This window comes from Kocuria sp. BT304 (genome assembly GCF_003290245.1).
In the GTDB taxonomy this organism is placed as follows: Bacteria; Actinomycetota; Actinomycetes; order Actinomycetales; family Micrococcaceae; genus Kocuria; species Kocuria rhizophila_A.
Window position 1 is genome coordinate 35,324 of record NZ_CP030039.1, and the last position, 22,622, is coordinate 57,945.

At 70.0% G+C, this 22,622-nt stretch carries 20 protein-coding genes; 13 read left to right on the forward strand and 7 right to left on the reverse strand.

The genetic code is table 11. From position 1 onward, the window contains the following. Window positions 1-13 precede the first annotated feature (13 nt). The 4 genes from DNL27_RS00190 to DNL27_RS00205 all read left to right on the forward strand — a co-directional run bounded on the left by DNL27_RS00190 (window position 14) and on the right by DNL27_RS00205 (window position 3,388). A complete protein-coding gene (locus tag DNL27_RS00190) occupies window positions 14-1,636 on the forward strand; it encodes an AMP-binding protein (protein ID WP_112234335.1) in 1,623 nt (540 codons plus the stop codon). 83 nt (window positions 1,637-1,719) lie between these two features. Then, on the forward strand, window positions 1,720-2,151 hold the full coding sequence (locus DNL27_RS00195) for a helix-turn-helix domain-containing protein (protein WP_112234336.1): 432 nt from the start codon (window positions 1,720-1,722) through the stop codon (window positions 2,149-2,151). A gap of 230 nt (window positions 2,152-2,381) precedes the next feature. Further along, entirely contained in the window at window positions 2,382-3,098 is a 717-nt protein-coding gene (locus tag DNL27_RS00200) for a GNAT family N-acetyltransferase (RefSeq protein ID WP_112234337.1), read from the forward strand. Window positions 3,099-3,154: 56 nt separating this feature from the next. Then, the gene (locus tag DNL27_RS00205; RefSeq protein ID WP_112234338.1) at window positions 3,155-3,388 is read left to right on the forward strand and encodes a ribbon-helix-helix protein, CopG family; all 234 of its coding nucleotides are present in this window, start codon (window positions 3,155-3,157) and stop codon (window positions 3,386-3,388) included. Between the two features lie 115 nt (window positions 3,389-3,503). Here the strand turns inward: DNL27_RS00205 and DNL27_RS00210 are convergent, their stop codons facing one another. From DNL27_RS00210 to DNL27_RS00220, 3 genes are all read right to left on the reverse strand, one after another. Further along, window positions 3,504-3,998 carry an SDR family oxidoreductase gene (locus DNL27_RS00210; protein ID WP_112234339.1) on the reverse strand — a complete coding sequence of 165 codons (495 nt, stop codon included), beginning with the start codon at window positions 3,996-3,998 and terminating at the stop codon, window positions 3,504-3,506. 121 nt (window positions 3,999-4,119) lie between these two features. Further along, window positions 4,120-5,445, reverse strand: coding sequence for a deoxyribodipyrimidine photo-lyase (locus tag DNL27_RS00215; RefSeq protein WP_112234340.1), 1,326 nt, complete (start codon window positions 5,443-5,445; stop codon window positions 4,120-4,122). A gap of 203 nt (window positions 5,446-5,648) precedes the next feature. Continuing rightward, window positions 5,649-6,977: an aromatic amino acid transport family protein gene (locus tag DNL27_RS00220; RefSeq protein ID WP_112234341.1), complete on the reverse strand. Its 1,329-nt coding sequence runs from the start codon at window positions 6,975-6,977 to the stop codon at window positions 5,649-5,651. 215 nt (window positions 6,978-7,192) lie between these two features. Here DNL27_RS00220 and DNL27_RS00225 point away from each other — a divergent pair, with 215 nt between their 5' ends. After that, window positions 7,193-7,624, forward strand: a complete 432-nt coding sequence (locus DNL27_RS00225; RefSeq protein WP_112234342.1) for a MarR family winged helix-turn-helix transcriptional regulator — start codon at window positions 7,193-7,195, stop codon at window positions 7,622-7,624. A gap of 48 nt (window positions 7,625-7,672) precedes the next feature. Here DNL27_RS00225 and DNL27_RS00230 read toward each other — a convergent pair whose 3' ends face one another. After that, complete coding sequence (locus DNL27_RS00230) at window positions 7,673-9,430, reverse strand: oleate hydratase (protein ID WP_012399357.1); 1,758 nt, start codon at window positions 9,428-9,430, stop codon at window positions 7,673-7,675. Between the two features lie 89 nt (window positions 9,431-9,519). Between DNL27_RS00230 and DNL27_RS00235 the strand changes: the two genes are divergently transcribed. Then, window positions 9,520-10,266, forward strand: a complete 747-nt coding sequence (locus DNL27_RS00235; RefSeq protein WP_229577791.1) for a TetR/AcrR family transcriptional regulator — start codon at window positions 9,520-9,522, stop codon at window positions 10,264-10,266. A gap of 235 nt (window positions 10,267-10,501) precedes the next feature. On the opposite strand, the gene DNL27_RS00240 is transcribed toward DNL27_RS00235, so the two are convergent. Next, window positions 10,502-11,956, reverse strand: a complete 1,455-nt coding sequence (locus tag DNL27_RS00240) for an amino acid permease (RefSeq protein ID WP_112234344.1) — start codon at window positions 11,954-11,956, stop codon at window positions 10,502-10,504. Beyond that, entirely contained in the window at window positions 11,953-13,113 is a 1,161-nt protein-coding gene (gene hutG, locus DNL27_RS00245; protein ID WP_112234345.1) for a formimidoylglutamase, read from the reverse strand. Before hutG ends, DNL27_RS00240 begins: the two co-directional genes overlap by 4 nt. Window positions 13,114-13,350: 237 nt before the next feature. On the opposite strand from hutG, the gene DNL27_RS00250 reads away from it, so the two are divergent. Continuing rightward, window positions 13,351-14,136, forward strand: a complete 786-nt coding sequence (locus DNL27_RS00250) for an IclR family transcriptional regulator (RefSeq protein WP_112234346.1) — start codon at window positions 13,351-13,353, stop codon at window positions 14,134-14,136. Between the two features lie 161 nt (window positions 14,137-14,297). Here the strand turns inward: DNL27_RS00250 and DNL27_RS00255 are convergent, their stop codons facing one another. After that, window positions 14,298-14,540: a hypothetical protein gene (locus DNL27_RS00255; RefSeq protein ID WP_239494393.1), complete on the reverse strand. Its 243-nt coding sequence runs from the start codon at window positions 14,538-14,540 to the stop codon at window positions 14,298-14,300. Between the two features lie 245 nt (window positions 14,541-14,785). Between DNL27_RS00255 and DNL27_RS00260 the strand changes: the two genes are divergently transcribed. The 6 genes from DNL27_RS00260 (at window position 14,786) to fmdA (ending at window position 22,570) form a co-directional block, all read left to right on the forward strand. Continuing rightward, complete coding sequence (locus DNL27_RS00260; RefSeq protein ID WP_112234348.1) at window positions 14,786-16,504, forward strand: urocanate hydratase; 1,719 nt, start codon at window positions 14,786-14,788, stop codon at window positions 16,502-16,504. After that, a complete protein-coding gene (hutI, locus tag DNL27_RS00265) occupies window positions 16,501-17,676 on the forward strand; it encodes an imidazolonepropionase (protein WP_112234349.1) in 1,176 nt (391 codons plus the stop codon). The genes DNL27_RS00260 and hutI overlap by 4 nt, the downstream gene beginning before the upstream one ends. A 113-nt stretch (window positions 17,677-17,789) precedes the next feature. Further along, window positions 17,790-19,109 carry a YjiH family protein gene (locus DNL27_RS00270; RefSeq protein WP_112234350.1) on the forward strand — a complete coding sequence of 440 codons (1,320 nt, stop codon included), beginning with the start codon at window positions 17,790-17,792 and terminating at the stop codon, window positions 19,107-19,109. A gap of 67 nt (window positions 19,110-19,176) precedes the next feature. Then, a complete protein-coding gene (gene hutH, locus DNL27_RS00275; RefSeq protein ID WP_112234351.1) occupies window positions 19,177-20,739 on the forward strand; it encodes a histidine ammonia-lyase in 1,563 nt (520 codons plus the stop codon). Between the two features lie 222 nt (window positions 20,740-20,961). Beyond that, a complete protein-coding gene (locus DNL27_RS00280) occupies window positions 20,962-21,255 on the forward strand; it encodes an FmdB family zinc ribbon protein (RefSeq protein WP_112234352.1) in 294 nt (97 codons plus the stop codon). Window positions 21,256-21,313: 58 nt separating this feature from the next. Continuing rightward, the gene (gene fmdA, locus DNL27_RS00285) at window positions 21,314-22,570 is read left to right on the forward strand and encodes a formamidase (protein WP_112234353.1); all 1,257 of its coding nucleotides are present in this window, start codon (window positions 21,314-21,316) and stop codon (window positions 22,568-22,570) included. Window positions 22,571-22,622: the final 52 nt, after the last annotated feature.

Consider the following 22,622-nt stretch of genomic DNA (forward strand, 5'->3'; position numbering starts at 1 on the left):
AAGGAGACACCCGATGACCGACCCCACGCCGTCCTACGCCGCCGGGCCCACCGAACAGCCGCTGCTGGAGGAGACCATCGGTGAGAACCTGCACCGCACCGCCGAGCGGTTCCCTGACCACGAGGCCCTCGTGGATGTGGCTGCCGGAAAACGGTGGACCTACCGCGAGTTCCTGCACGACGTCCGGTCCCTGGCCACGGGCCTGGACCGGCTGGGCGTGCGCACGGGGGACCGGGTCGGAATCTGGGGGCCCAACTCGTGGGAGTGGGTGCTCATGCAGTACGCGTCCGCGGAGCTCGGCGCGATCCTGGTGAACATCAACCCGTCCTACCGCCAGCACGAGGTGGACTTCGCGCTCGCGCAGGCCGGGATCTCCACGGTGGTCAGCAGTCCCGCGTTCAAGAACAGCGACTACGCGGGGATGCTGGAGGCCGCCCGCCCCCACGCCCCGGAGCTGCAGAACGTGGTACTCATGGGCAGCCCCGAGTGGGACGCCCTGTTCGTGGAGCCCGACGACGCCCGGCTCGCCTCGGTCGCCACGGGCCTGCACGCCGACGACGCCGTGAACATCCAGTACACGTCCGGCACCACCGGGCGCCCCAAGGGAGCCACCCTCAGCCACCGGAACATCCTCAACAACGGGTACTTCATCGGCGAGCTGCTGCACTACACGGCGGAGGACCGGATCGTGGTGGTCCCGCCGCTGTACCACTGCTTCGGCATGGTGATCGGGAACCTCGCGGCCACGTCCCACGGCTGCGCGATCATCCTGTCCGGGCCGGGCTTCGACCCGCGGGCCGCGCTGCGCGCCGTCGCCCAGGAGAGGGCGACCAGCCTGTACGGGGTGCCCACCATGTTCATCGCGGAGCTGGAGCTGCCGGACTTCGCGGACTACGACCTCTCCACCCTGCGCACCGGGGTGATGGCGGGGTCCCCGTGCCCCATGGAGGTCATGCGCAAGGTCATCTCCGAGATGCACATGAGCGAGGTGGCCATCTGCTACGGCATGACCGAGACCTCCCCCGTGAGCTTCCAGACCCGCTCGGACGACTCCCTGGACCGCCGCGTGGGCACCGTGGGGCGGGTGCACCCGCACGTGGAGGTCAAGATCGTGGACCCCTCCACGGGCGAGACCGTGCCCCGCGGGCAGGCCGGCGAGTTCTGCACCCGCGGCTACTCGGTGATGAAGGGCTACTGGGGCCAGGAGGAGAAGACCCGCGAGGCCATCGACCCCGAGGGCTGGCTGCACACCGGGGACATCGCCGTGATGGACGAGGACGGCTACGCGCAGATCACCGGGCGCATCAAGGACATGGTGATCCGCGGCGGGGAGAACATCTACCCGCGCGAGGTGGAGGAGTTCCTCTACACCCACCCGGACGTCGTCGATGCCCAGGTGATCGGCGTGCCCAGCGAGAAGTACGGCGAGGAGCTCATGGTGTGGCTGCGGCTGCGCGACGGCGCTCCCGCCCTCACCGCCGAGGCCATCCTGGAGTTCGCGGACGGGAAGATCTCCCGCCACAAGATCCCCCGCTACGTGCACGTGGTGGAGGAGTTCCCCATGACCGTGACCGGCAAGGTCCGCAAGGTGGAGATGCGCGAGGAGGCGTTGAAACTGCTGGACCTGGAGGGGTGAGACCACCGGTCGTTCATTTATAAGTGGAAATGCGTTGCGGTGTCACTGAACGAGCAGCGACTACTGCGCTCCAGGAGCACCCGATGACGACCACGGTTGAACGGATCAACATCTCAGCACAGACCGTGCGGGAGGCGCAGGCCCCGGCACAGCACGGCGCAAGCCTGGTTCTTCGCGATGCTGCAGGCAACGACGTGGCTCTCCCGGCGGAGGTGCAGAGAACACTTCTCCGCGCCCTGTCCGCCATCGCGGAACACGGCTCGGTGAACATCGCCCAGACGCCCGAGGAGCTGACGAGCACCGTGGCCGCCAATCTCCTGGGCGTCTCCCGCCCCACACTCCTGCGGTGGGCCCGGGAGGGGCAGATCGAATCGTTCACGGTCGGATCCCATGCGCGGTTCCGGCGTGCTGACGTGCTTCAGCTGCGCCAGCAGCGCGAAATGGCACGGCGTGCCGCATGTCAGGAGCTGCGGGAGCTGGATGCTGAGAACGACTTCGAATTTTTCGCAGATTAGCGGCTCGCGGTGTGCGGCCCCATGGGCGGTGTCCGCGTCCTTCGCCGGGAACACCTTTCGCACCCCGCCTGTCTGATGCCCATTGTGCGCAAACAGCTGAGCTACTGGGGTGCCAGGGCAATCCATGTGCAGCTGGACGAGGCACTCTCCCGTGCCGGTTGCCCCCAGTTCGCGAGGAGAGTGCGACGGATGCTCTCCCAGATCGCCCGTATGCCGTGAGAGGAGTGGACATGCTGACACTCGAGGAAATCTTTCCTCCGTTCGGACTGCGCATCACGTGCGAGGACCTGGAGCTGCGCGTGCTGCGGGACGAGGACTTCCCGGAGCTGGTGGAACTCGTCCAGGGCGGGATCTCCGTGGCGGGTCTGCCCATGCCGTTTCTACGCGCCTGGCACGAGGAACCGTTCGCGCCGGGGACACCCGACGGCTTCCCGACCACATCGCTGTCCTGGTGGTGGACTCAGCGCTCCACGTTCGCACCGCAGCACTGGAACCTGGCGCTGACCGTCCGGTCCCGGGGCGAGCTGGTGGGGGTGCAGGACCTCACGGCGCGGGATTTCCCCGTGGCACGCGCGGTCAGTTCGGGCTCGTGGCTCGGGCGCGCGCACCACGGGCAGGGCATGGGCACTCTCATGCGCCAGATGGCCGTGGGGTTCGCGTTCGACGAGTTGGACGCCCTCGCGTGCCACTCGGAGTACGTGGTGGGCAACCACGCCTCCGCCGCAGTGAGCCGCAAGACCGGCTACACGGACAACGGCAGGGCCCGCATTGCCCAGAACACCCGCGACGGCGGCGTGGGCGTGGAGGAGCAGCGCGTCGTCGTCACCCCGGGGACGTACGTGCGCCCGGAGACACCGGTGACCTGCGAGGGCACGGAGGCCCTGCGCCGGTTCTTCGGGGTCGAGCGCCCATGCGATGGTGCGCACCACCCCTTGCCGCCATCCTGACGGCGGGTGAAACTGACTACCTGTAGTCAATCCACCCCTGAAAGGGGGATGACGCCATGACCGTGACCGCGTCCGTGAATCTGTCCGACGAAATCGGGGCCAAGCTGGAGCGCTTGGCGGCCCGCACCGGGCGCTCGAAGTCCTACTACCTGCGCGAGGCCGTGGAAACACACACCGACCAGCTGGTCCGCGACTACGAGCTCCTGCAAACCGCACAGAATGTGCGCAACGGCCGAGAACGCACCTACTCGCTGGCCGAGGTGGAGGACATTCTTGACCTGGGCGCTTGAGTTCCCCGGAACGTCGTTGCGAGCCCTGAGGAAGATCGACCACCCCGACCTGGCACCGGCGATCAGCCCAGCCAGTCCTCGAACCGTGTGGCCGTGACGAACGCGTCCCGCGGGATCAGCCCCCATTGGCGATGCCGCGCCCCAGGTAGGGCGCCTCCTTGATCGTGGTCGGGCGCTGGCCGCCCAGGTCCCCACCCGCGGCGAGGATGCGGCGGGCGAAGTTCGCGATGGTGTCCACCTCCGGGCCGCGGATCGCGCGGATCTCGTGCCGCGCCTGCCCGGGTGCGGTTACGACGTCGGCGACGAAGTCCGGGACCTCCTCGCGCAGGGCCGGCGCCATGAGCATGGTGGGCGCCAAAGCCACGGACCCCTTGGAGACCATGCCCACGGTGGCGGGGACGAAGTCGAACCACTGGGTGGAGCGCACCGTGACGGACGGGACCGGGGACTGCTGGTAGATGCTCTGCTGCACGGCCTTGCCCTTGTAGTAGCCGTACCCGGAGTTCACGCGCGGGTCCTCGGCGCCGGCGATGGACAGGCACACGATCCGGCCCACGCCCTGCTCGTGCGCCGCCGCCGCGATGTTCGACGCCGGGTCCGTCCCGGTCAACGACGCCGCGCGGTCTGCTCTGGCCCACGACGCCGCTCGGCGCGGGGCCACCCGGGGCCGGCGCGCGGGCGGCCCTCGTCGGGGCTCGTTCCCGCCACATGCTCGGCCCCGCGGCCGCCCCTCACAGGCTCTTGAACAGCTCCAGCGCGTGCGCCCGGGACTCCTTGAGGTCCACGATGGGCTCCACGCCCTCCTGCCGCCCGTTCCAGCGGTCCACGTAGACGAAGTCGGGGTCGAACTTCTTCTGCTGCGTCTCCGCGTTGAAGATCCGGAAATAGGGCGCGGCGTCCGTGCCGCAGCCGGCCACCCACTGCCAGTTGTGCGGGTTGCTCGCGGGGTCCGCGTCCACCAGGGTGTCCCAGAACCACTGCTCGCCCAGGCGCCAGTCGATCAGCAGGTTCTTGGCCAGCAGGGACGCCACGACCATGCGCACCCGGTTCTGCATGGTGCCGGTCTCCCACAGCTCGTGCATCCCGGCGTCCACCAGGGGGATCCCGGTGCGCCCCATCTGCCACGCCGCGAGCACGTCCTCGTCCAGCGGCGGCCACGGGAAGGCGTCGAACTTCGGGTTGATGTTCTCGGTGGCCATGTCCGGGTGGACGTAGAGGTTGTACCAGGAGAACTCGCGCCACCCCACTTCGGTGAGGAACTTCCCGGGGTTCTCCGCACGCTCCAGGGCGGTGTGCCACACGGTGTACGGGCTGATCTCGCCCCAGCGCAGGTGCGGGGACAGCCCGGACGTGGCGGGCCTGGCGGGCACGTCCCGGTCCTGGGTGTAGCGGGGCAACCGCTCGTCCAGGAACCCGTCCAGCCGTTCGTGCGCCGCCCGCTCCCCCACGGTCCACGTGCGCGCCAGACCCCCGGACCAGTCCGGGTGCGTGGGCAGCAGCTCCCAGTCGACCAGGTCCTCGGAGGCCGGTGCCGGGTCCGCGTGGTCGATCGACGACGGCGCCGGGTACGGTTCCCGGGGCGGCGGCCCGCTGGTGCACGCCCGCCAGAACGGCGTGAACACCCGGTACGGATCCCCGTTCTGGGTGGAGACGGTCCACGGCTCGAACATGAGCGATCCGGCATACGAGTGGGCCTCCACACCGTTCTCCCCGGCCCACTCCTTGAGCCCGGCATCCACCGCGCGCTCCGGCCCGCCGTAGCGGCGGTTCCACAGCAGCCGGTCCGCGCCGGTCTCGCGCACGACGTCGGGCACCACCTTCCCTGCCGGACCGCGCCGCAGCGTGAGGGGCACCCCCAGCTCCGACAGATCCGAGGCGAGCGAGGTCAGGGAGTGGTGCAGCCACCACTTGGCCGCACCGCCGAGCGGGCGGACCCCCTCGGACTCCTCGTCCAGGACGTAGAGGCACACCACGGGCTCCCCGTGGGAGACGGCCTCGTGCAGGGCGGGGTGGTCGGTGACCCGGAGGTCGTCGCGGAACAGCACCACGGTGGTCATCTGGGCTCCTCACCCGTTCGGTCGGTGGTGTGCAACGACCCCCGCTGCTGCGCAGCGGGGGTCGCGGCCTCGGTCACGGCCAATCTACACAGCGGGACCGCACCGGACCCGGGAGGGGGGCCCGCAGCGGTCTGCACCACGGCACCGGCGGCCGGGCGCGGACCCGGCCCAGCGGCGTCGTCCTCCGGCGGTGACGTGGGGCGTCAGGAGACCAAGCCGTAGATGATGCCGCTGACCGCCACGAGACCGGCCACGGTGACGAACACGTTGGAGATCCTGCCCCGGTAGGGCTCCAGCGCCGGCAGCTTGCGGATCGCGTACATGGGCATGAGGTAGAGGATCACGGCGATCACCGGCCCCGCGAGGGACTCGATGAGCGAGAGGATGCTGGGGTTCAGGATGGCCACGAGCCACGTGGTCACGAAGATGAACACGGCCACGGCGGTCTTGAGGGCCCTGTCGCTGATCTTCGTGCCTTTGGGGTCCACGGTGGAGCGCACAATGCCCACGGCACCCTCCGCCGCGCCCATGTAGTGACCGAAGAACGAGGAGGCGATCGCGGCGAGTGCCACCGCCGGGCCCAGGTAGGCGATGAACGGGCTGCCGTTCTCGTTGGCCAGGTAGGACAGCACGGGCAGGTTCTGGTCCTTGGCGCCCTGCAGCCCGGTGGGACCCAGGGACAGCACGCAGGACCACACGAAGCCCATGGTGAAGATGACCAGCAGCAGGGTGGAGCGCTTGAGCACCACGGAGGCGCGCTCGCTCGCGCGGTCCCCGTACTCGTGCTTCATGGCCACGGAGAACTGCGAGATGGCGGGTGAGTGGTTGAACGCGAACACGAGCACCGGGATGATCATCCACACGGACATCAGGAAGTCCCCGGCGGAGGGCACGCCCCGGAACGCGCTGAAGTCCCACGTGGGGATCAGGAACAGGGTCACGCCCAACAGGATGAGGATCAGCGGGTACACGAGCCACTGGGTGACGATCAGCATGATCCGCTGCCCCGTGAACATCACGAGCATCAGCAGCGCCACCAGCACGCCCGAGAGCAGCCAGCGCGGCGGAGAGGCCAGGTGGAACTGGTTGACCAGCAGGCTGTCCACGGTGTTGGTGATGCCCACGCCGTAGATCAGCACGATCGGGTAGATCGCCAGGAAGTAGACGATGGTGATCAGCCGGCCCAGGCCCTCGCCGAAGGCTTTGCGGGCCACGCCGGTGATGTCCTCGTCCGGCACGGGGGACGCGCACACGAAGCGGGACAGCGCCCGGTGGGAGAGGTACGTCATGGGCCCGATCAGCACCGTGACGATCAGCAGCGGCCACAGACCGCCCAGGCCCGCGTTGATGGGCAGGAACAGCACCCCCGCGCCCACGGCGGTGCCGAAGAGGGAGATCGCCCAGTTGGTCTCGAACCGGCGGTTGGCGTGGCCCGGGGCGGGGCTCCCCGAGTGGGGCCGCGCGGCGGTGGCAGTGGCGGCTGAGGATCCCCCGGCGGGCGTGGACGTGCGGTCGTGGTCGTGTTCCGGCACCGGGGTCTCCGTGCTGTTGGGGAAAGGGAAGAGCGGAAGGATGCGGACACCCTGTGAGCCGGGCCATAGTTATACGCGACTCGCCCCCGTTGTTCAACAACCCCGGCCGTGACGGGCGCGCCCCCTGACCCCCGCCCCGCCTGGTTGGCACGCCTTCAGTCCGCGCGCGCCCCGAGCGTCACCGCACGTCATCCCGGAAATGCGCCTCCCGTACCATGGTGGGCATGGATCCCGAGTTCCGCCTGGACACGCAGCTGTGCTTCGTGCTGTACACCGCCTCGCGCAAGGTGACCAGCGCGTACCGTGAACCTCTCAAGGCCATCGGGCTGACCTACCCGCAGTACCTGGTGATGCTTGTGCTATGGGAGCAGGACCACCGCTCGGTCCGCCAGCTGGGCGAGACCCTCGCCCTGGACAGCGGCACCCTCTCCCCACTGCTGCGCCGCGTGGAGGCGGCGGGCTTCGTGACCCGCCGCCGCAGCGAGCAGGACGAACGCTCCGTGGTCATCTCCCTCACGGACGCCGGGCGTGCCCTGCAGGAACCGGCCGCGGGGATGCAGCGCGAGCTGCTGGACGAGCTGGACATGTCCCCCAGGGACAGGAAGACCCTGCACAGGCTGGCCCAGAAGCTGTGCCACGTGCTGTGACGGCTTCTGGGTGCACCCGTGCAGGGTCCGCTCAGCAGGCGCTGAGGATCACAGCACGCCGTACTCCTCGAGCAGCTCGCCCACCTCGCCGTCCTCCAGCCGACGACGCAGCCGCTTGCGCAGCGGTTCCGGCCCGGGGATCCGCACCTTCTCGCCGTCCCGCAGCCGGGTGAGGCCCTCCAGCAGCACCCGCACGTCATAGGTGCTGCCCCACGTCTCGGGAACGCCGCGCTCCACCCCCATGAGCTGGTACACGGCCTCCATGCCGGTGCGCACCGAGTACTCGGTGGTGAAGATGCAGTCGCGGCCGGTCTCGGCGAACTGGCCGATGAACGCGAAGTTGCGGGCACCCTCGGGCACCACCTGGGGGCGGTCGCCCGCGTGGCGGGGCATGAAGAAGCTGGTCACGTACGGCATCATCACGGGCACCGTCTTGGCGCCGGTGGCAGCGAGCTCCGGGATCTCCTCCACGGGAACGCCCATGTGGTAGAGCCACTCCTGGGTGATCTCCTCGCCCGTGCACTCGGCCATGGTCTTCTTCACGAAGTCGCCGGGGGTGTCCACGAACAGCGAGTAGACCCACACCACGATCTGGTCCTTCGGCTGCTTCTTGAAGTGCGGCTGGCGGTTCACGGTCCAGCTGAGCAGCCACGAGGAGTCCTCCGCCGTGACGATCCCGCCCGTGACCACGCGGCCGCTGAACGGGTCCCGCTGCGCGATCTTGCGGATGTACTCGGGGATCCGCTCGTCCAGGGTGGTGACGGTGGCGGACTCCCACTTGGTCTCGTCGATCGAGGAGCAGAACACCTCGGGGCGCCCGAAGGAGGGGTCCTTGGCGGCGATCCGCTTCCACAGGTCCCAGGCCGAGGCGGGGCCGCGGTCGAGCTCCGCGGGGGTGGCGTGGTCGCCGTCGTTGGAGTTGTCCACGAGGGAGCCGATGGTGGTGAACACGAGGTCGTGCTCACCGAGCTCCTGGGTCTCGGTGGCGCCCTCGCGCACCCAGTGGATCGCGGTGGCGCGGATCTCGCCGTTGCGGTGGGAGAAGTCGATGTCGCGGACGTCGGTGTCGTACTGGAAGGTGACGCCGCGCTCGGTGAGGTAGGAAATCAGGGGCAGCACGAAGGACTCGTACTGGTTGTACTTGGAGAACTTCAGCGCGGAGAAGTCCGGCAGCCCGCCGATGTGGTGCACGAAGCGGTGAAGGTAGAGCTTGAACTCCAGCGCGGAGTGCCACTCCTCGAACGCGAACATGGTGCGCCAGTACATCCAGAACGGGGAGGCCAGGAACTCCTTGCTCATCACGTCCTGGATCTTCTTGCCCTCCATCTCCTCGCGCGTGGCCAGGAAGATGTGCAGGAGGTCCTTCTGGGCGCGCTGCGGGAGGTCGAACTTGCCCTCGTGGCCCGCGTCCTGGCCCTGCTTCACGGTGGCGCGGCGCAGGGAGTAGTTGGGGTCGTCCCGGTTGAGCCACGCGAACTCGTCCAGCACGGACGCGCCCTCGATCTCCAGGGACGGCACGGAGCGCATCATGTCCCACAGGCACTCCATGTGGTTCTCGAGCTCACGCCCGCCGCGGATCACGAACCCCTTCTCGGGCACGTCCAGCCCATCCAGGGCACCGCCGGGCAGCCGGCCCTTCTCCACCACGGTCACGTTCTCGCCGGGCACGCCGGCGTCCCGGACCAGGAACACCGCCGCCGCGAGTCCGGCGAGACCGGATCCCACGATCCACGCACGGGTGTCCTGTGCGTGCTCCGCCGGGCGGGGCCGCATGAAGGCCTCGTAGTTGCCTGCTGTGAACTGCATGTCGTTCCTCCTTCCGCGGGGGCGTCACCTTGGCGCTCCCTGCGTTCATAATTGAGCCTACTCAATTTTGAGTGCAATACAATTATCTGGTGGAGAAAATTCAGAACCCGACGCCCCGCGGCAGAACACGCCCCCTGGAGCACGTGGCTTCCCGCGTGAGCCCGCGCGGCCCCGGGCGCCGCGAGATCGCCAAGGCGAAGAAGCGCGCCCGCATCCTGGCCGCCGCCCGCTCGCTCATGAGCGAGAAGGGCTACGCGCAGATGTCCATGAGCGAGGTCGCCTCCCGCGCGGACGTGGCCGCGGGCACCGTGTTCCAGTACGCCGCCACCAAGGCGGAGCTGCTGATGATGGTCACCGAGAACATCTGGGCGGACCACGTCAACGACATCCTGGACGCCACCCCCTACCCCGGCCACCGCTCCCCCGCTGCGGTGGTGGACGCCATCATGGACTCACTCGCCCCGGTCTTCGACATGGCCGTGCGCTGGCCGGAGACCACCGTGTGGATCGCACGCGAGATTCTCTTCGGCGAGGACCTCCCTCACCGCCGCGAGGTGCTGGTGCTGGTGGAGAAGCTCGAGAACCACATCGCGCGGATGCTCGCGGGCTGCCGTTCCGCCGCCCACGCCGGCACTACACCTCTGGACGTGGGCGCACGGATGATCGTGACCAGCGGGCTCGCGGAGCTCAACCGCGCCCGCCAGGGCCGCGCCGAGCTGCGCCTGGTGCTCGAGCGAATGCGGGAGATCGTCGCCCTCGTGGCCGCGGGCGTGGACAGTGCCCTTCCTCCCGCGCACGACGTCGCTGTCCCCGCATCCCCGGCGACCGCCCGGTAGCCCGCCGGGGCACCCCGCCGCTGCGCCCCCGCCTCTTGGCAACCCCGGGCGGCCCATCCGGGAATCACGGAGCGGCGCCAGCACGCCATGGGCAGGGCCGCCCGGCGTCAGCGGGGACGAACCCGTGACCTGAACAGCGCGTGACGGAGCGCGCGGACCCGGCCGTGCGGCGTCGTCGTCCGGGCATGGGAAAGCCCCGGCTCGCGAACGGGCCGGGGCTCTCAGCAGGCGGGGATCAGCTGCGGGGCAGGGTGATCAGCGCGGTGTGGTCGTCCAGCGGCGGGCGGTGGCGGCCGCTGCCCCGGACGAACAGCGCGTAGCCCACGCCCAGGAGCACGAGCCACACGACGCCCACGATCAGCGCCACGCGGGTGTCCGGGAACCAGCCGAGCAGCACGATCACGAACAGGATGCCGACGGTCGCGGCCCACGAGGCCACGGGCCAGAACGGGACCTTGAACTCGGACTCGGGGCGGTTCTTGCGCTCGATCTCCCGCCTCATGGCGATGTGCGAGAGCAGGATCATGAGCCACACCCACACGGTGGCGAACGTGGCGATCGAGGCGATGATGAGGAACACGTCCTCGGGGATCACAGCGTTGAGAACCGCGCCGATGCCCAGGGCGATGCCCATGACCACCACGGTGAGCCACGGGACGCCGTTGCGGGAGACCTTGGTGAAGGCCCGGGGCGCCTGGCCCTGCTCCGCGAGGCCGAAGAGCATGCGGCCCGCGCCGAAGGTGTCGGCGTTGATCGCGGAGATGGCGGCGACGATGACCACCACGTTGAGGATGGATGCCGCAGCGGGAATACCCAGGGCGGAGAAGATCTGCACGAACGGGCTGGCCTCGCCGGTGATCTCGGTCCACGGCACCAGGGACATCAGCACCACCATGGTGCCCACGTAGAACAGCAGAATGCGGGCGGGCACGGCGTTGACGGCCTTGGGGATGGAGCAGGCCGGATCACCGGCTTCACCGGCGGTGATGCCGATGGTCTCGATGCCGCCGAACGCGAAGACCACCACGGACAGTGCGGCCAGCAGGCCACCCACGCCGTTGGGCAGGAAGCCGCCGTGGTCCACCAGGTTCTGCACGCCCACGGGCTCGCCGGGGGCGTAGGAGACGCCGATCACCATGAGCACGATGCCGCCCACGATCATCGCCAGGATGGCACCCACCTTGATGATGGTCAGCCAGAACTCGAGCTCACCGAAGATCTTCACGTTGCGCGTGTTGATGGCGGCGATGAACAGGATCACAGCGGCCACCCAGATCCAACGGGGCGTGTCCGGGAACCAGAAGCCCATGTACACGCCGAACGCGGTGACGTCCGCGATGGCCACCACGATCATCTCGAACACGAACGTCCAGCCCGTGACGAAGCCCGCGAACGGGCCCAGGTAGCGCGCGGCGTACTGGCCGAACGAACCCGGGACGGGGTGGCGCACGGCCATCTCACCCAGGGCGCGCATGACCATGTAGACCACCGCTCCGGCGATCAGGTACGCGAGGATCACCGACGGGCCGGCCGCCTGGATGGCGGTGGCCGAGCCGTAGAACAGCCCGGTGCCGATCGCCGAGCCCAGCGCGATGAACTGGATGTGGCGCATGCTCAGGCCGCGGGACAGGGTGTGGTTCTCCTGCGGGGGCACCTGCGGAGCGGGCTGCTGCGGGGTGGAACTGCTCATCGGTGATCTCCCGTGGTGTTCCCGGCGAGGCCGGTGGGTGGGGTCAGTGCGGGGCGGGCGGTTGATGCGGTAGTCGCCGCCCCGGGGGACGACGTCGCCGCGTCACCCCCGGCGCGCGGGGAGGGCGACGACGCGGCGGCGCCTCCCGCGTGCGGGGACGTGCCCGCGGCGGCCGGGGGCGGCGTCGTCGTGTTCAGGGCGTCGTGGGCCAGGGTGGTGATGAGGCGCGCGGCGGCGCGGGCGGTGCGACCGTCCACGTCCATCCGCGGCAGCAGCTCCACCACGTCCACCAGGACCAGTTTGCCGCTGCGGGCCACGCGGTGGCACACGGCCTGGATGGTCTCCAGGGGAACACCGTATCCGGCCGGGGCGCTCACGCCGGGCGCCACGGCGGCGGGGAGGACGTCCAGGTCGATGCTCAGGTGGATGGCGTCCACGCGCTCCATAAGACGGTCCACGACCTCCAGGACGGCGTCGAGGTGGCTCGGCTGGCACTGCTCGTCCGTGAGGAACTCGACGCCCAGCTCGTCCGCGGTGCGGAACAGGACGCCGGTGTTGTTGGGCTCGCTGATGCCCAGCACGGTGTAGTCGAACGTGCGGCCCGCCTCCTGGTCCGCGCGGGCCATCTGCAGGAACGGGGTGCCGGAGGACGGCTCGTCCGCCTGCCGCAGGTCGAAGTGGGCGTCCAGGTTCAGCACGCCCACGCGCTTGTCCCGCAGGCGGTTGCTACGGGTGCGGCCCAGGTAGCTGCCCCACGCCGTGTCGTGGCCGCCGCCCAGGACGACCACGGGGTTGCCGGTGTCCAGGAGGCGTGCGACCTGATGGCCCAGGGTGTCCTGGCCGTCCTCCAGGTTGCGGTCCGGGACCACCACGGTGCCGGCGTCGTGGATGCCGAAGTTGGTATGCATCGCCAGAGGGGCGAGTGCACCGCGCAGGGCGTCCGGACCCTCGGAGGCGCCCACGCGGCCCTTGTTGCGGCGCACGCCCTCGTCGCAGGAGAAGCCGATGAGTTCGACGGCGGGGCCCTCGGTGGCGCTGCCCTGGTCGCCTGATTCTGGGCGCACCTTCTGGTGCCAGCGCAGGTACTCGGGGGTGCCCCCGTCCGTTCGTCCGCTCCAGACGGAGTCGTCCGGTGGAATGATCCGGGTGGGATTCATGGAACGCCCTTTCCTGCGGTGCCTGCCCCCAGCGTGGCACGGTGCCGGGCGCCCGCGGGTGTGATCTGAATTACGCTGCCCCCAGCCAATCCCACCACGGGGCACGGCGACGAGGGCGCACACCAGATATCGTCTGGTATTCCAGACACGCAGATCGTACGACACACCGGACCGGGGACACGCGCGGTGGCCGCGCGGCGTCGTCCGCCAGAGCTGACACCGACCGAAGGGAACGCGATGACCGGAGCCAAAGTCCCCGCGGCGCAGAACACGTTGCGGATTCTGCGGTTCCTGGCGTCGCGGAAGGGGCCGGTGGCGGCGTCGTCGATTGCGACGGCGCTGGAGCTGCCGCGGTCCAGCGTGTACCACCTGCTGGCGGTGATGACGGAGCAGGGGTTCGTGGTTCACCTGCCCGAGGAGCGGCTGTACGGGCTGGGGATCGCGGCGTTCGAGCTGTCCTCGGCGTACACGCGGCAGGACCCGATGGCGCGGCTGGGCGAGCCGCTGCTGCGCGCGCTCGTGGACGCGGTGGGCGAGAACGCGCACCTGGCGGTGATGCACGGGCGGGACGTGGTCTACGTGGTGGAGGAGCGGGCGCCGTACAAGCCGTCGCTGGTGACGAACGTGGGGGTGCGCATTCCGGCGCACCTCACGGCGAGCGGACGGTCGATGCTCGCGGGACTGCCCGCGGCGCAGGTGCGGGCGCTGTACCCGGACCGGGCGTCGTTCGCGTCCCGGTGGGAGAGCACGGCGATCACGACTCCGAGTCAGCTGCGGGCCGAGCTTTCGCGGACCCGGGAGCGCGGCTGGGCCGTGGAGGAGGGGGACGTGACGCCGAACTTCGCGTCCGTGGCGGTCGCGGCCCACGACCATCGGGGACTGCCGGTGGCGGGGGTGGCGCTCACGTTCCTGGGGCACAAGATCGACGACGAGCGGCGGGCAGAGCTGGTGGGGCACGTGCGGCGGACGGCGGAGACGCTGACTCGGCGCTTGCACGGGGCGGTGCCGGGGGGCGGGGGATGACGGTCCGGGAATCCCGGATGGGGCACCCACCCGATGCGGAATGCCCCGCGCCCGCAGCGCCACGCCCAGGCCCCCTGCACCCATGCCCGCATGCACAACGGCACCCCTCCCTACATCGAGGTGTTAGGGGGGCGTGACGTTGTTGACTCGGGCAACCACTGTCAGGCCACGAGCCGCGTGTACTGCTGCCGAGCGGCCTCACCGGTCGTTCCGCCGAACGTTCCGATTGCAGCCGACGACATGCCTGCATGACGGGTCACCCACACTGCGTCGATGTCATGCCGTTCCGCAGCGGCCGCACGCAGAGCCGTGATCGCATCCACGTCCAGCTCGTTATCGGGTCGCGGCTCATGCTCTTCGAAGCGCGTAGCCAGCTCATCGGCGTCAGCAAGAATTTCCTCCACGGTGCGGGGCCTGGTCATCACCTCTGAAACCTCCAGTGAATTAACACAGGAACACCCAATTCCACCTGCAAAGCATTTCGCACCTCGACACGGCACCAAGGAACTACCGCGATGCACCTGTCTGGCATCCCAGACACAACCCCCTCCAGAACCCGTGACCCCCGTCACCGCCCGTGGTCCCATGGACTCATTCCCCGTCCGCGGCCTCACGCGCCCCGGACCGACCCGCACCAGGAGGACCACTCATGGCACTGCCCAACGCCCGCCCCGTCCGCGCACCCCGCGGCACCGAGATCAGCGCCAAGAGCTGGCAGACCGAAGCGCCGATGCGCATGCTCATGAACAACCTGGACCCGGAGGTCGCCGAGCGCCCTGACGACCTGGTGGTCTACGGCGGCACCGGCCGCGCGGCCCGCAGCTGGGAGGCGTTCGACGCCATCGTCAAGACCCTCAAGGAGCTCGAGGAGGACGAGACGCTGCTGGTGCAGTCCGGCAAGCCCGTGGGCGTGCTGCGCACCAACAAGTGGGCCCCGCGCGTGCTGATCGCCAACTCCAACCTGGTGGGCGACTGGGCCACGTGGCCCGAGTTCCGCAAGCTCGAGGACGAGGGCCTCATGATGTACGGCCAGATGACCGCCGGGTCCTGGATCTACATCGCCACGCAGGGCATCCTGCAGGGCACCTATGAGACGTTCTACGCCGTCGCCCGCAAGATGCACGAGGAGGGCCGCATCCCCGAGCCCACCCTGGCCGGCACCCTGACCATCACCGGCGGCTGCGGCGGCATGGGCGGCGCCCAGCCGCTCGCGGTGACGCTCAACGGCGGGGCGTGCCTCGTCGTGGACGTGGACGAGATGCGTCTGAAGCGCCGCCAGTCCAAGCGCTACCTGGACGAGGTGGAGACGGACCTGGACACCGCCCTCGCCAAGGTCATGGCGGCCAAGAACGAGCACCGCGCGCTGTCCGTGGGGTACGTGGGCAACGCCGCGGACGTGTTCCCGGAGCTGCTGCGCCGCCACCGTGCGGGCGAGATCTCCGTGGACGTCGTGACCGACCAGACCTCCGCGCACGATCCCCTGTCCTACCTGCCCACCGAGTTCACCGTGGAGCAGTGGGATGCCGAGGCCAAGGCGGATCCGATCGGGTTCACCAAGAAGGCCCGCGAGGCCATGGCCGCGCAGGTGCAGGCGATGGTGGAGTTCCAGGACGAGGGCGCCGAGGTCTTCGACTACGGCAACTCCATCCGGGACGAGGCCCGCCACGCCGGCTACACCCGCGCGTTCGAGTTCCCGGGCTTCGTCCCGGCGTACATCCGCCCGCTGTTCTGCGAGGGCCTCGGCCCGTTCCGCTGGGTGGCGCTCTCCGGCGACCCCAAGGACATCGAGGTCACGGACAACGCGATCAAGGAGCTCTTCCCGGACAACACGCACCTGCACGAGTGGATCGACGCCGCGCAGGAGCACGTGGAGTTCGAGGGCCTGCCCGCGCGCATCTGCTGGCTGGGCTACGGCGAGCGCCACAAGGCCGGGCTGCTCTTCAACCAGCTCGTGGCCGAGGGCAAGGTCTCCGCGCCCATCGTGATCGGCCGCGACCACCTGGACTCCGGTTCGGTGGCCTCCCCCTACCGCGAGACCGAGTCCATGAAGGACGGCTCGGACGCCATCGCGGACTGGCCCCTGCTCAACGCGCTCACCGCCGCGTCCTCCGGTGCCACCTGGGTGTCCATCCACCACGGCGGCGGCGTGGGCATCGGCCGGTCCATCCACGCGGGTCAGGTCACGGTGGCGGACGGCACCGATCTCGCGGCCGAGAAGCTCGAGCGTCTGCTCACCAACGACCCCGGCATGGGCGTGATCCGCCACGCGGACGCCGGCTACGAGCGTGCCATCCAGGTGGCGGACGAGCGCGGCGTCAACATCCCCATGCACAACGACCTCGCCACCACCCGGGACGCGGTCCAGTGAGTGAGCTCATCACCGGCATCGGCGAGCTGCACACCGTGGACCCCGGGCGGGGCGAGGACTCCGTGCTCAGGGACGCGGCCGTCGTCGTCGAGAACGGGCTGATCGCGTGGGTGGGACGCGCCTCCGAGGCGCCCACGGCGGACCGCGCCGTGGACGTGGAGGGACGCGCGGTGCTGCCCGGCTGGGTGGACTCGCACACGCACCTGGTGTTCGCCGGGGACCGCGGGGAGGAATTCGCGGCGCGTATGGCCGGTGAGGCATACGCGGCGGGCGGCATCGGCGTGACCACGAACGCCACCCGGGAAGCCAGTGACGAGACCCTGCGCGGGCTCGTGGCCGGGCGCGTGCGGGATGCCGTGGCCGGTGGCACCACCTACCTGGAGACGAAGACGGGCTACGGCCTGGACGTCGAGCAGGAGCTGCGCGCCGCGAAGATCGCCGCGGACGCCGCGGACGAGGTCACGTTCCTGGGCGCCCACCTGGTGCCCGAGGGCGTGGACGCGGACGAGTACGTGGAGACGGTGTGCGGGCCCATGCTCGAGGCCGTGACCCCGTACGTGCAGTGGGCGGACGTGTTCTGCGAGCGCGGCGCGTTCAATCCGGAGCAGTCCCGCCGCGTGCTGGAGGCGTGCCGGGATGCGGGGCTCGGGCTGCGGGTGCACGGCAACCAGATCGGCCCCGGTGAGGGTGTGTCCCTCGCCGTGGAGCTGGGGGCGGCATCCGTGGACCACTGCAACTTCCTCTCGGACGAGGACGTGGCGGCGCTGGCCGGCTCGGACACCGTGGCCACCGTGCTGCCGGCGTGCGACCTGTCCACCCGTGCCCCGCTGGCCCCTGCCCGTGAGCTGCTGGACGCGGGAGCCACCGTGGCGATCGCCTCCAACTGCAACCCCGGCACCAGCTACACCACGTCCATGAACTTCTGCGTGGCCACCGCGGTGCTGCAGATGAAGCTCACGGTGGCCGAGGCCATCCGTGCGGCGACGCTCGGCGGTGCGAAGGCGCTGCGTCGTGACGTCTCCACCCCGGGCCGGCCCGCCGTGGGCCACCTCGCCGTGGGAACGCGCGCGGACCTGCACGTGCTGGACGCCCCGCAGGCCGTGCACCTGGCCTACCGCCCCGGCATGCCCCTGACGTGGGGTGTGTGGCGGGCGGGCCGCCGGGAGATCTGAGCGGGAGGCCATGCGGTGTGCCGCGGGGCCTCCCGGATCGAACCCCGCCCGGCACTGCCGCACTCCGCGGCACACGACCACCACCCACGATTCACCCGTCACGAGGATGTGAAATGAGCACGCTCCAGGAACCCGCGCGCACCAACCGCGCCGATGTGCTGCGTTTCGTGCTCTACAGCGCCATCGGCATCTTCATGTTCTTCGTGCCCGTCACCGTCGGCGGCAAGAGCACCATCCCGTTGGACCACATCGTCACGTGGCTCCGGGAGAACGTGGGTGCCGCCGTGCCGTACTACGCGCTGGCAGTGATTCTGGCGGGCACGGTGTTCCCGTTCGTCACGGGTTCCTGGCGGGCGTCCCCGGTGAAGATGGTGTTCGCCTTCCTGAACATCCTCGGCCTGGTGGTGGGATGCGCTCTGGTCTTCGGTGTGGGTCCGGACTGGCTCATGGCCAAGGACATGGGCCCGTTCCTCTTCAACTCCCTGGTGATCCCGGTGGGGCTGATCGTGCCCATCGGGGCCGTGTTCCTGGCCCTGCTCATCGGGTACGGACTCATGGAGTTCATCGGGGTGTTCCTGCAGCCTGTCATGCGTCCGGTGTGGCGCACCCCGGGCCGTTCGGCCATCGACGCCGTGGCGTCCTTCGTGGGCAGCTACTCCCTGGCGCTGCTGCTCACCGACCGCGTCTACCGGGAGGGTCGCTACACGGCGCGGGAAGCCGCCGTCATTGCCACGGGCTTCTCCACGGTGTCCGCGAGCTTCATGGTCATCGTGGCCAAGGCCCTGGACCTCATGGACCACTGGCTGCTCTACTTCTGGCTGGCCCTGGTGGTCACCTTCCTGGTCACCGCCATCACCGTGCGGATCCCGCCGCTGAGCCGCATCCCGGACGACCCCTACCCCGGCGTGGAGCACCAGCCGGAGAAGCTGGTCACCGGCCGTCGCTTCCACCACGCGTGGGCCGAGGCGCGCGAGGCCCTGCACACCGCCCCCAGCCTGGGCCGCAACGTGTGGGACAACCTCCGGGACGGCCTGCGCATGGCCATGTCCATCCTCCCGTCGATCCTCTCGACCGGTCTGCTCGGACTGGTGCTGGCCCGCTATACCCCTCTCTTCGACTGGCTGGGGTACCTCTTCGTGCCGTTCGCCTGGATCGTGGGCCTGCCGGAGCCGCTGCTGGCGGGCAAGGCGTCGGCCACGGGCATCGCGGAGATGTTCCTCCCCGCCACCCTGGTGGCCGGGCAGGACTCGCTCGTCCTGCGCCTGGTGATCGCGATTGTCTGCGTCTCCGCGATCATCTTCTTCTCCGCTCTCGTGCCCTCCATCCTGGCCACCAGGATCCCGGTCTCCATCCGATCGCTGGTGGTCATCTGGTTCGAGCGCGTGGCCCTCACCATTCTCATCGCCACTCCCCTCGTGAAGCTGCTCACCTAGCGCGCGGCACCCGGACTGCCCTGACACACTTCGCCCGAACCACTCCCGACCGGAAGGACCCTTCCCCATGACTCTCTTCGACACCGACCTCCCCACCACCGTGCAGCTGGGCTCCTCCGGCGTCACGGTGGGTGACGTCATCGCCGTCGCCCGCCACGACGCCCGCGTGGAGCTGACCGACGAGGCCCGCGAGCACGTCGCCAAGGTGCGCCGCCACATCGACGAGCTGGCGGCGTCGGACGTGCCCGCGTACGGGATCTCCACCGGCTTCGGGGCGCTGGCCAACAAGCACATCCCGCTGGAGAAGCGCACGCGGCTGCAGAAGTCCCTGGTGCGCTCCCACGCCGCGGGCACCGGGCCCACCGTGGAGCGGGAGGTGGTGCGGGCGCTGATGTTCCTGCGCGCCAAGACCCTGGCCTCCGGGCACACGGGCATCCGCGTGGAGACCCTGGAGACCATGCTCGCCGTGCTCAACGCGGGCATCACCCCGGTGGTGCACGAGTTCGGCTCGCTGGGCTGCTCGGGTGACCTGGCCCCGCTCGCCCACTGCGCGCTCGTGCTCATGGGCGAGGGCCGCGCCGTCGGACCCGACGGCACCGAGCGTCCCGTGCCCGAGCTGCTCGCCGAGGCCGGGATCGAGCCCGTGACCCTCGCCGAGAAGGAGGGCCTGGCGCTGATCAACGGCACGGACGGCATGCTGGGCCAGCTCATCATGGCGCTGGCGGACCTGCAGAACCTGCTCACCGCCGCGGACATCACCGCCGCGTTCTCCGTGGAGGGTCTGCTGGGCACGGACCGCGTGTTCGTCCCCGAGCTGCACGAGCCGCTGCGCCCCCACCCGGGCCAGAAGTATGCCGCCGCGAACATGCTCAAGGTGCTGGAGGGCTCCGGCATCGTGGCCTCCCACCGCGTGGGCGACGACCGCGTGCAGGACGCCTACTCCCTGCGCTGCGCCCCCCAGGTGGCGGGCGGCAGCCGGGACACCGCCCGCTACGCGCTGACCGTCGCGCAGCAGGAGCTCGCCGCCGCCGTGGACAACCCCGTGGTCCTGGACGACGGCACCGTGAGCTCCAACGGCAACTTCCACGGCGCCCCTGTGGCCTACGTGCTGGACTTCCTGGCCATCCCCATCGCAGACCTCGCGTCGATGTCCGAGCGGCGCACCGACCGCATGCTCGACCCTGCCCGTTCCCACGGCCTGCCCCCGTTCCTCGCGGAGGACCCGGGCACGGACTCCGGGCTGATGATCGCGCAGTACACCCAGGCCGGGCTGGTCTCGGACATGAAGCGCCTGGCCGCCCCGGCGTCCGTGGACTCGATCCCCAGCTCCGCGATGCAGGAGGACCACGTGTCCATGGGCTGGCACGCCGCCCGCAAGCTGCGCCAGGCCGTGCTGAACCTGCGCCGCGTGCTCGCGATCGAGCTGCTCTCCTCCACCCGCGCGATTGCCCTGCGCGCGCCCCTGGAACCCGGCGCGGCGGCGTCGGCGGTCATTGCGGACCTCGACGGCCGCGTGGGCGCGCCCGGCGAGGACCGCTTCATGGCACCGGAGATCGAGGCCGCCGAGGAGTACGTGGCCTCGGGGCGCCTGGTGCGCACGGTCGAGTCTGCGGTGGGCCCGCTGAACTGACCGGCGCGCGCGGAGGCGGGGCACGACGTCGCCCGCGTGCCTCCTCCGCGCACGGCCAGTTCGCGAGGGGCGGGGCGTGTGAGGAGAGGTTCTGCCCCCGGAAAGTGCGTTTCCGGGGGCAGAACCTCTCCCTGCGCGTCGCGCCACCCACCCCGAGCGGTCGGGCCTGTCCCCTCCGCAGACCGGGTTGTATTGTGGCTCACACGCGCGAAGGGAGCGTCCATGCCCGTCTACGAGTTCCGGTGCGAGGCCTGCGGGCCGTTCGACGCCCACCACGCCATGGCGCAGGTGCCGCGCTCCCAGGACTGCCCCGCGTGCGGCGCGGACGCACGGCGCGTCTTCTCCGCGGTGGGCCTGTCCCGCGCGAACTCTCCCCGGGCGCGCGCGATCGACGACGCCGCCCGCACGGCTGACGCGCCCGACGTCGTCCGCTCCCTGCCCCGCCAGCCCAGCGCCCCCGGAGCGGCCCCTGCCGTGACCCGGGATCCCCGGCACGCGAAGCTGCCGCGGCCCTAGCTTCCCCGCACTGCCGCGCGGGAACCGCCCGCGGGGCTCTCCAGAAAGGTCACGGACCATGCCAGAAGTGATTTTCCCGCTGGACTCCACCAAGCCCTTCACCGAGCAGAAGCTGACCGGTCACAACCGCTGGCACCCGGAGATCCCGCCCGTCGCCACGCTCAAGCGCGGCGAGAGCTACCGCATCGACTGCCGCGAGTGGTTCGACGGCGCCATCAAGAACGACGACTCCGCGGACGACATCCGGGACGCACCCCTGAACCGGGTGCACGCGCTGTCGGGGCCGTTCCGGATCGAGGGCGCGGAGCCCGGCGACCTGCTGATCGTGGACATCCTGGACGTGGGTCCCATCCCGCAGGAGGAGGGCCCGCTGGCCGGTCAGGGCTGGGGCTACACGGGGATCTTCGCGCAGAAGAACGGCGGCAGCTTCCTGGTGGACCAGTTCCCGGACGCCTACAAGGCCGTGTGGGACTTCTGCGGCGGCGAGTGCACGTCCCGGCACATCCCCGGCGTGAAGTTCACGGGCATGGTCCACCCCGGTCTCATGGGCACCGCGCCGTCCTCCGAGCTGCTGAAAACGTGGAACAAGCGCGAGGGCGATCTGATCGCCACCGACCCGCAGCGCGTGCCCCCGCTGGCTCTGCCACCCGAACCCGACGCCGCGATCCTGGGCTCGCTGACCGGCACCGACTTCGACCGCGTGGCCGGCGAGGGCGCCCGCACGGCTCCCCCGCGCGAGAACGGCGGCAACCAGGACATCAAGAACTTCACCAAGGGCTCGCGCGTGTTCTACCCGGTGTACGTGTCCGGGGCGAACCTCTCCATGGGGGACCTGCACTTCTCCCAGGGGGACGGTGAGATCACGTTCTGCGGCGGCATCGAGATGGGCGGTTTCATCGACATCCACGTGGACGTGATCAAGGGCGGCATGGACACCTACGGCGTGAGCGAGAACGCCATCTTCATGCCCGGGCGCAATGGTCCCGTGTACTCGGAGTGGCTGGCGTTCTCGGGCACGTCCGTGACGCTCGACGGCGAGCAGCGCTACCTGGACTCGCACCTGTCCTACCAGCGCGCGATCCTGCACGCGATCGACTACCTCGCCAAGTTCGGCTGGTCCAAGGAGCAGGCGTACCTGCTGCTGGGCGCCGCGCCCATCGAGGGCCGCTTCTCCGGGGTGGTGGACATCCCCAATTCGTGCGCCACGGTGTACCTGCCCACGGAGATCTTCGACGTGGACATCCGTCCCTCCGCCAGCGGCCCCATGCAGGTGGACCCGGGCATGGGCGCGCCGCGGGCGATGAACCCGGGCTGATCCCGCCACGGCCCCGCGCGGACGACGCCGCTGGGTCGCCTCTCGCAGGTGA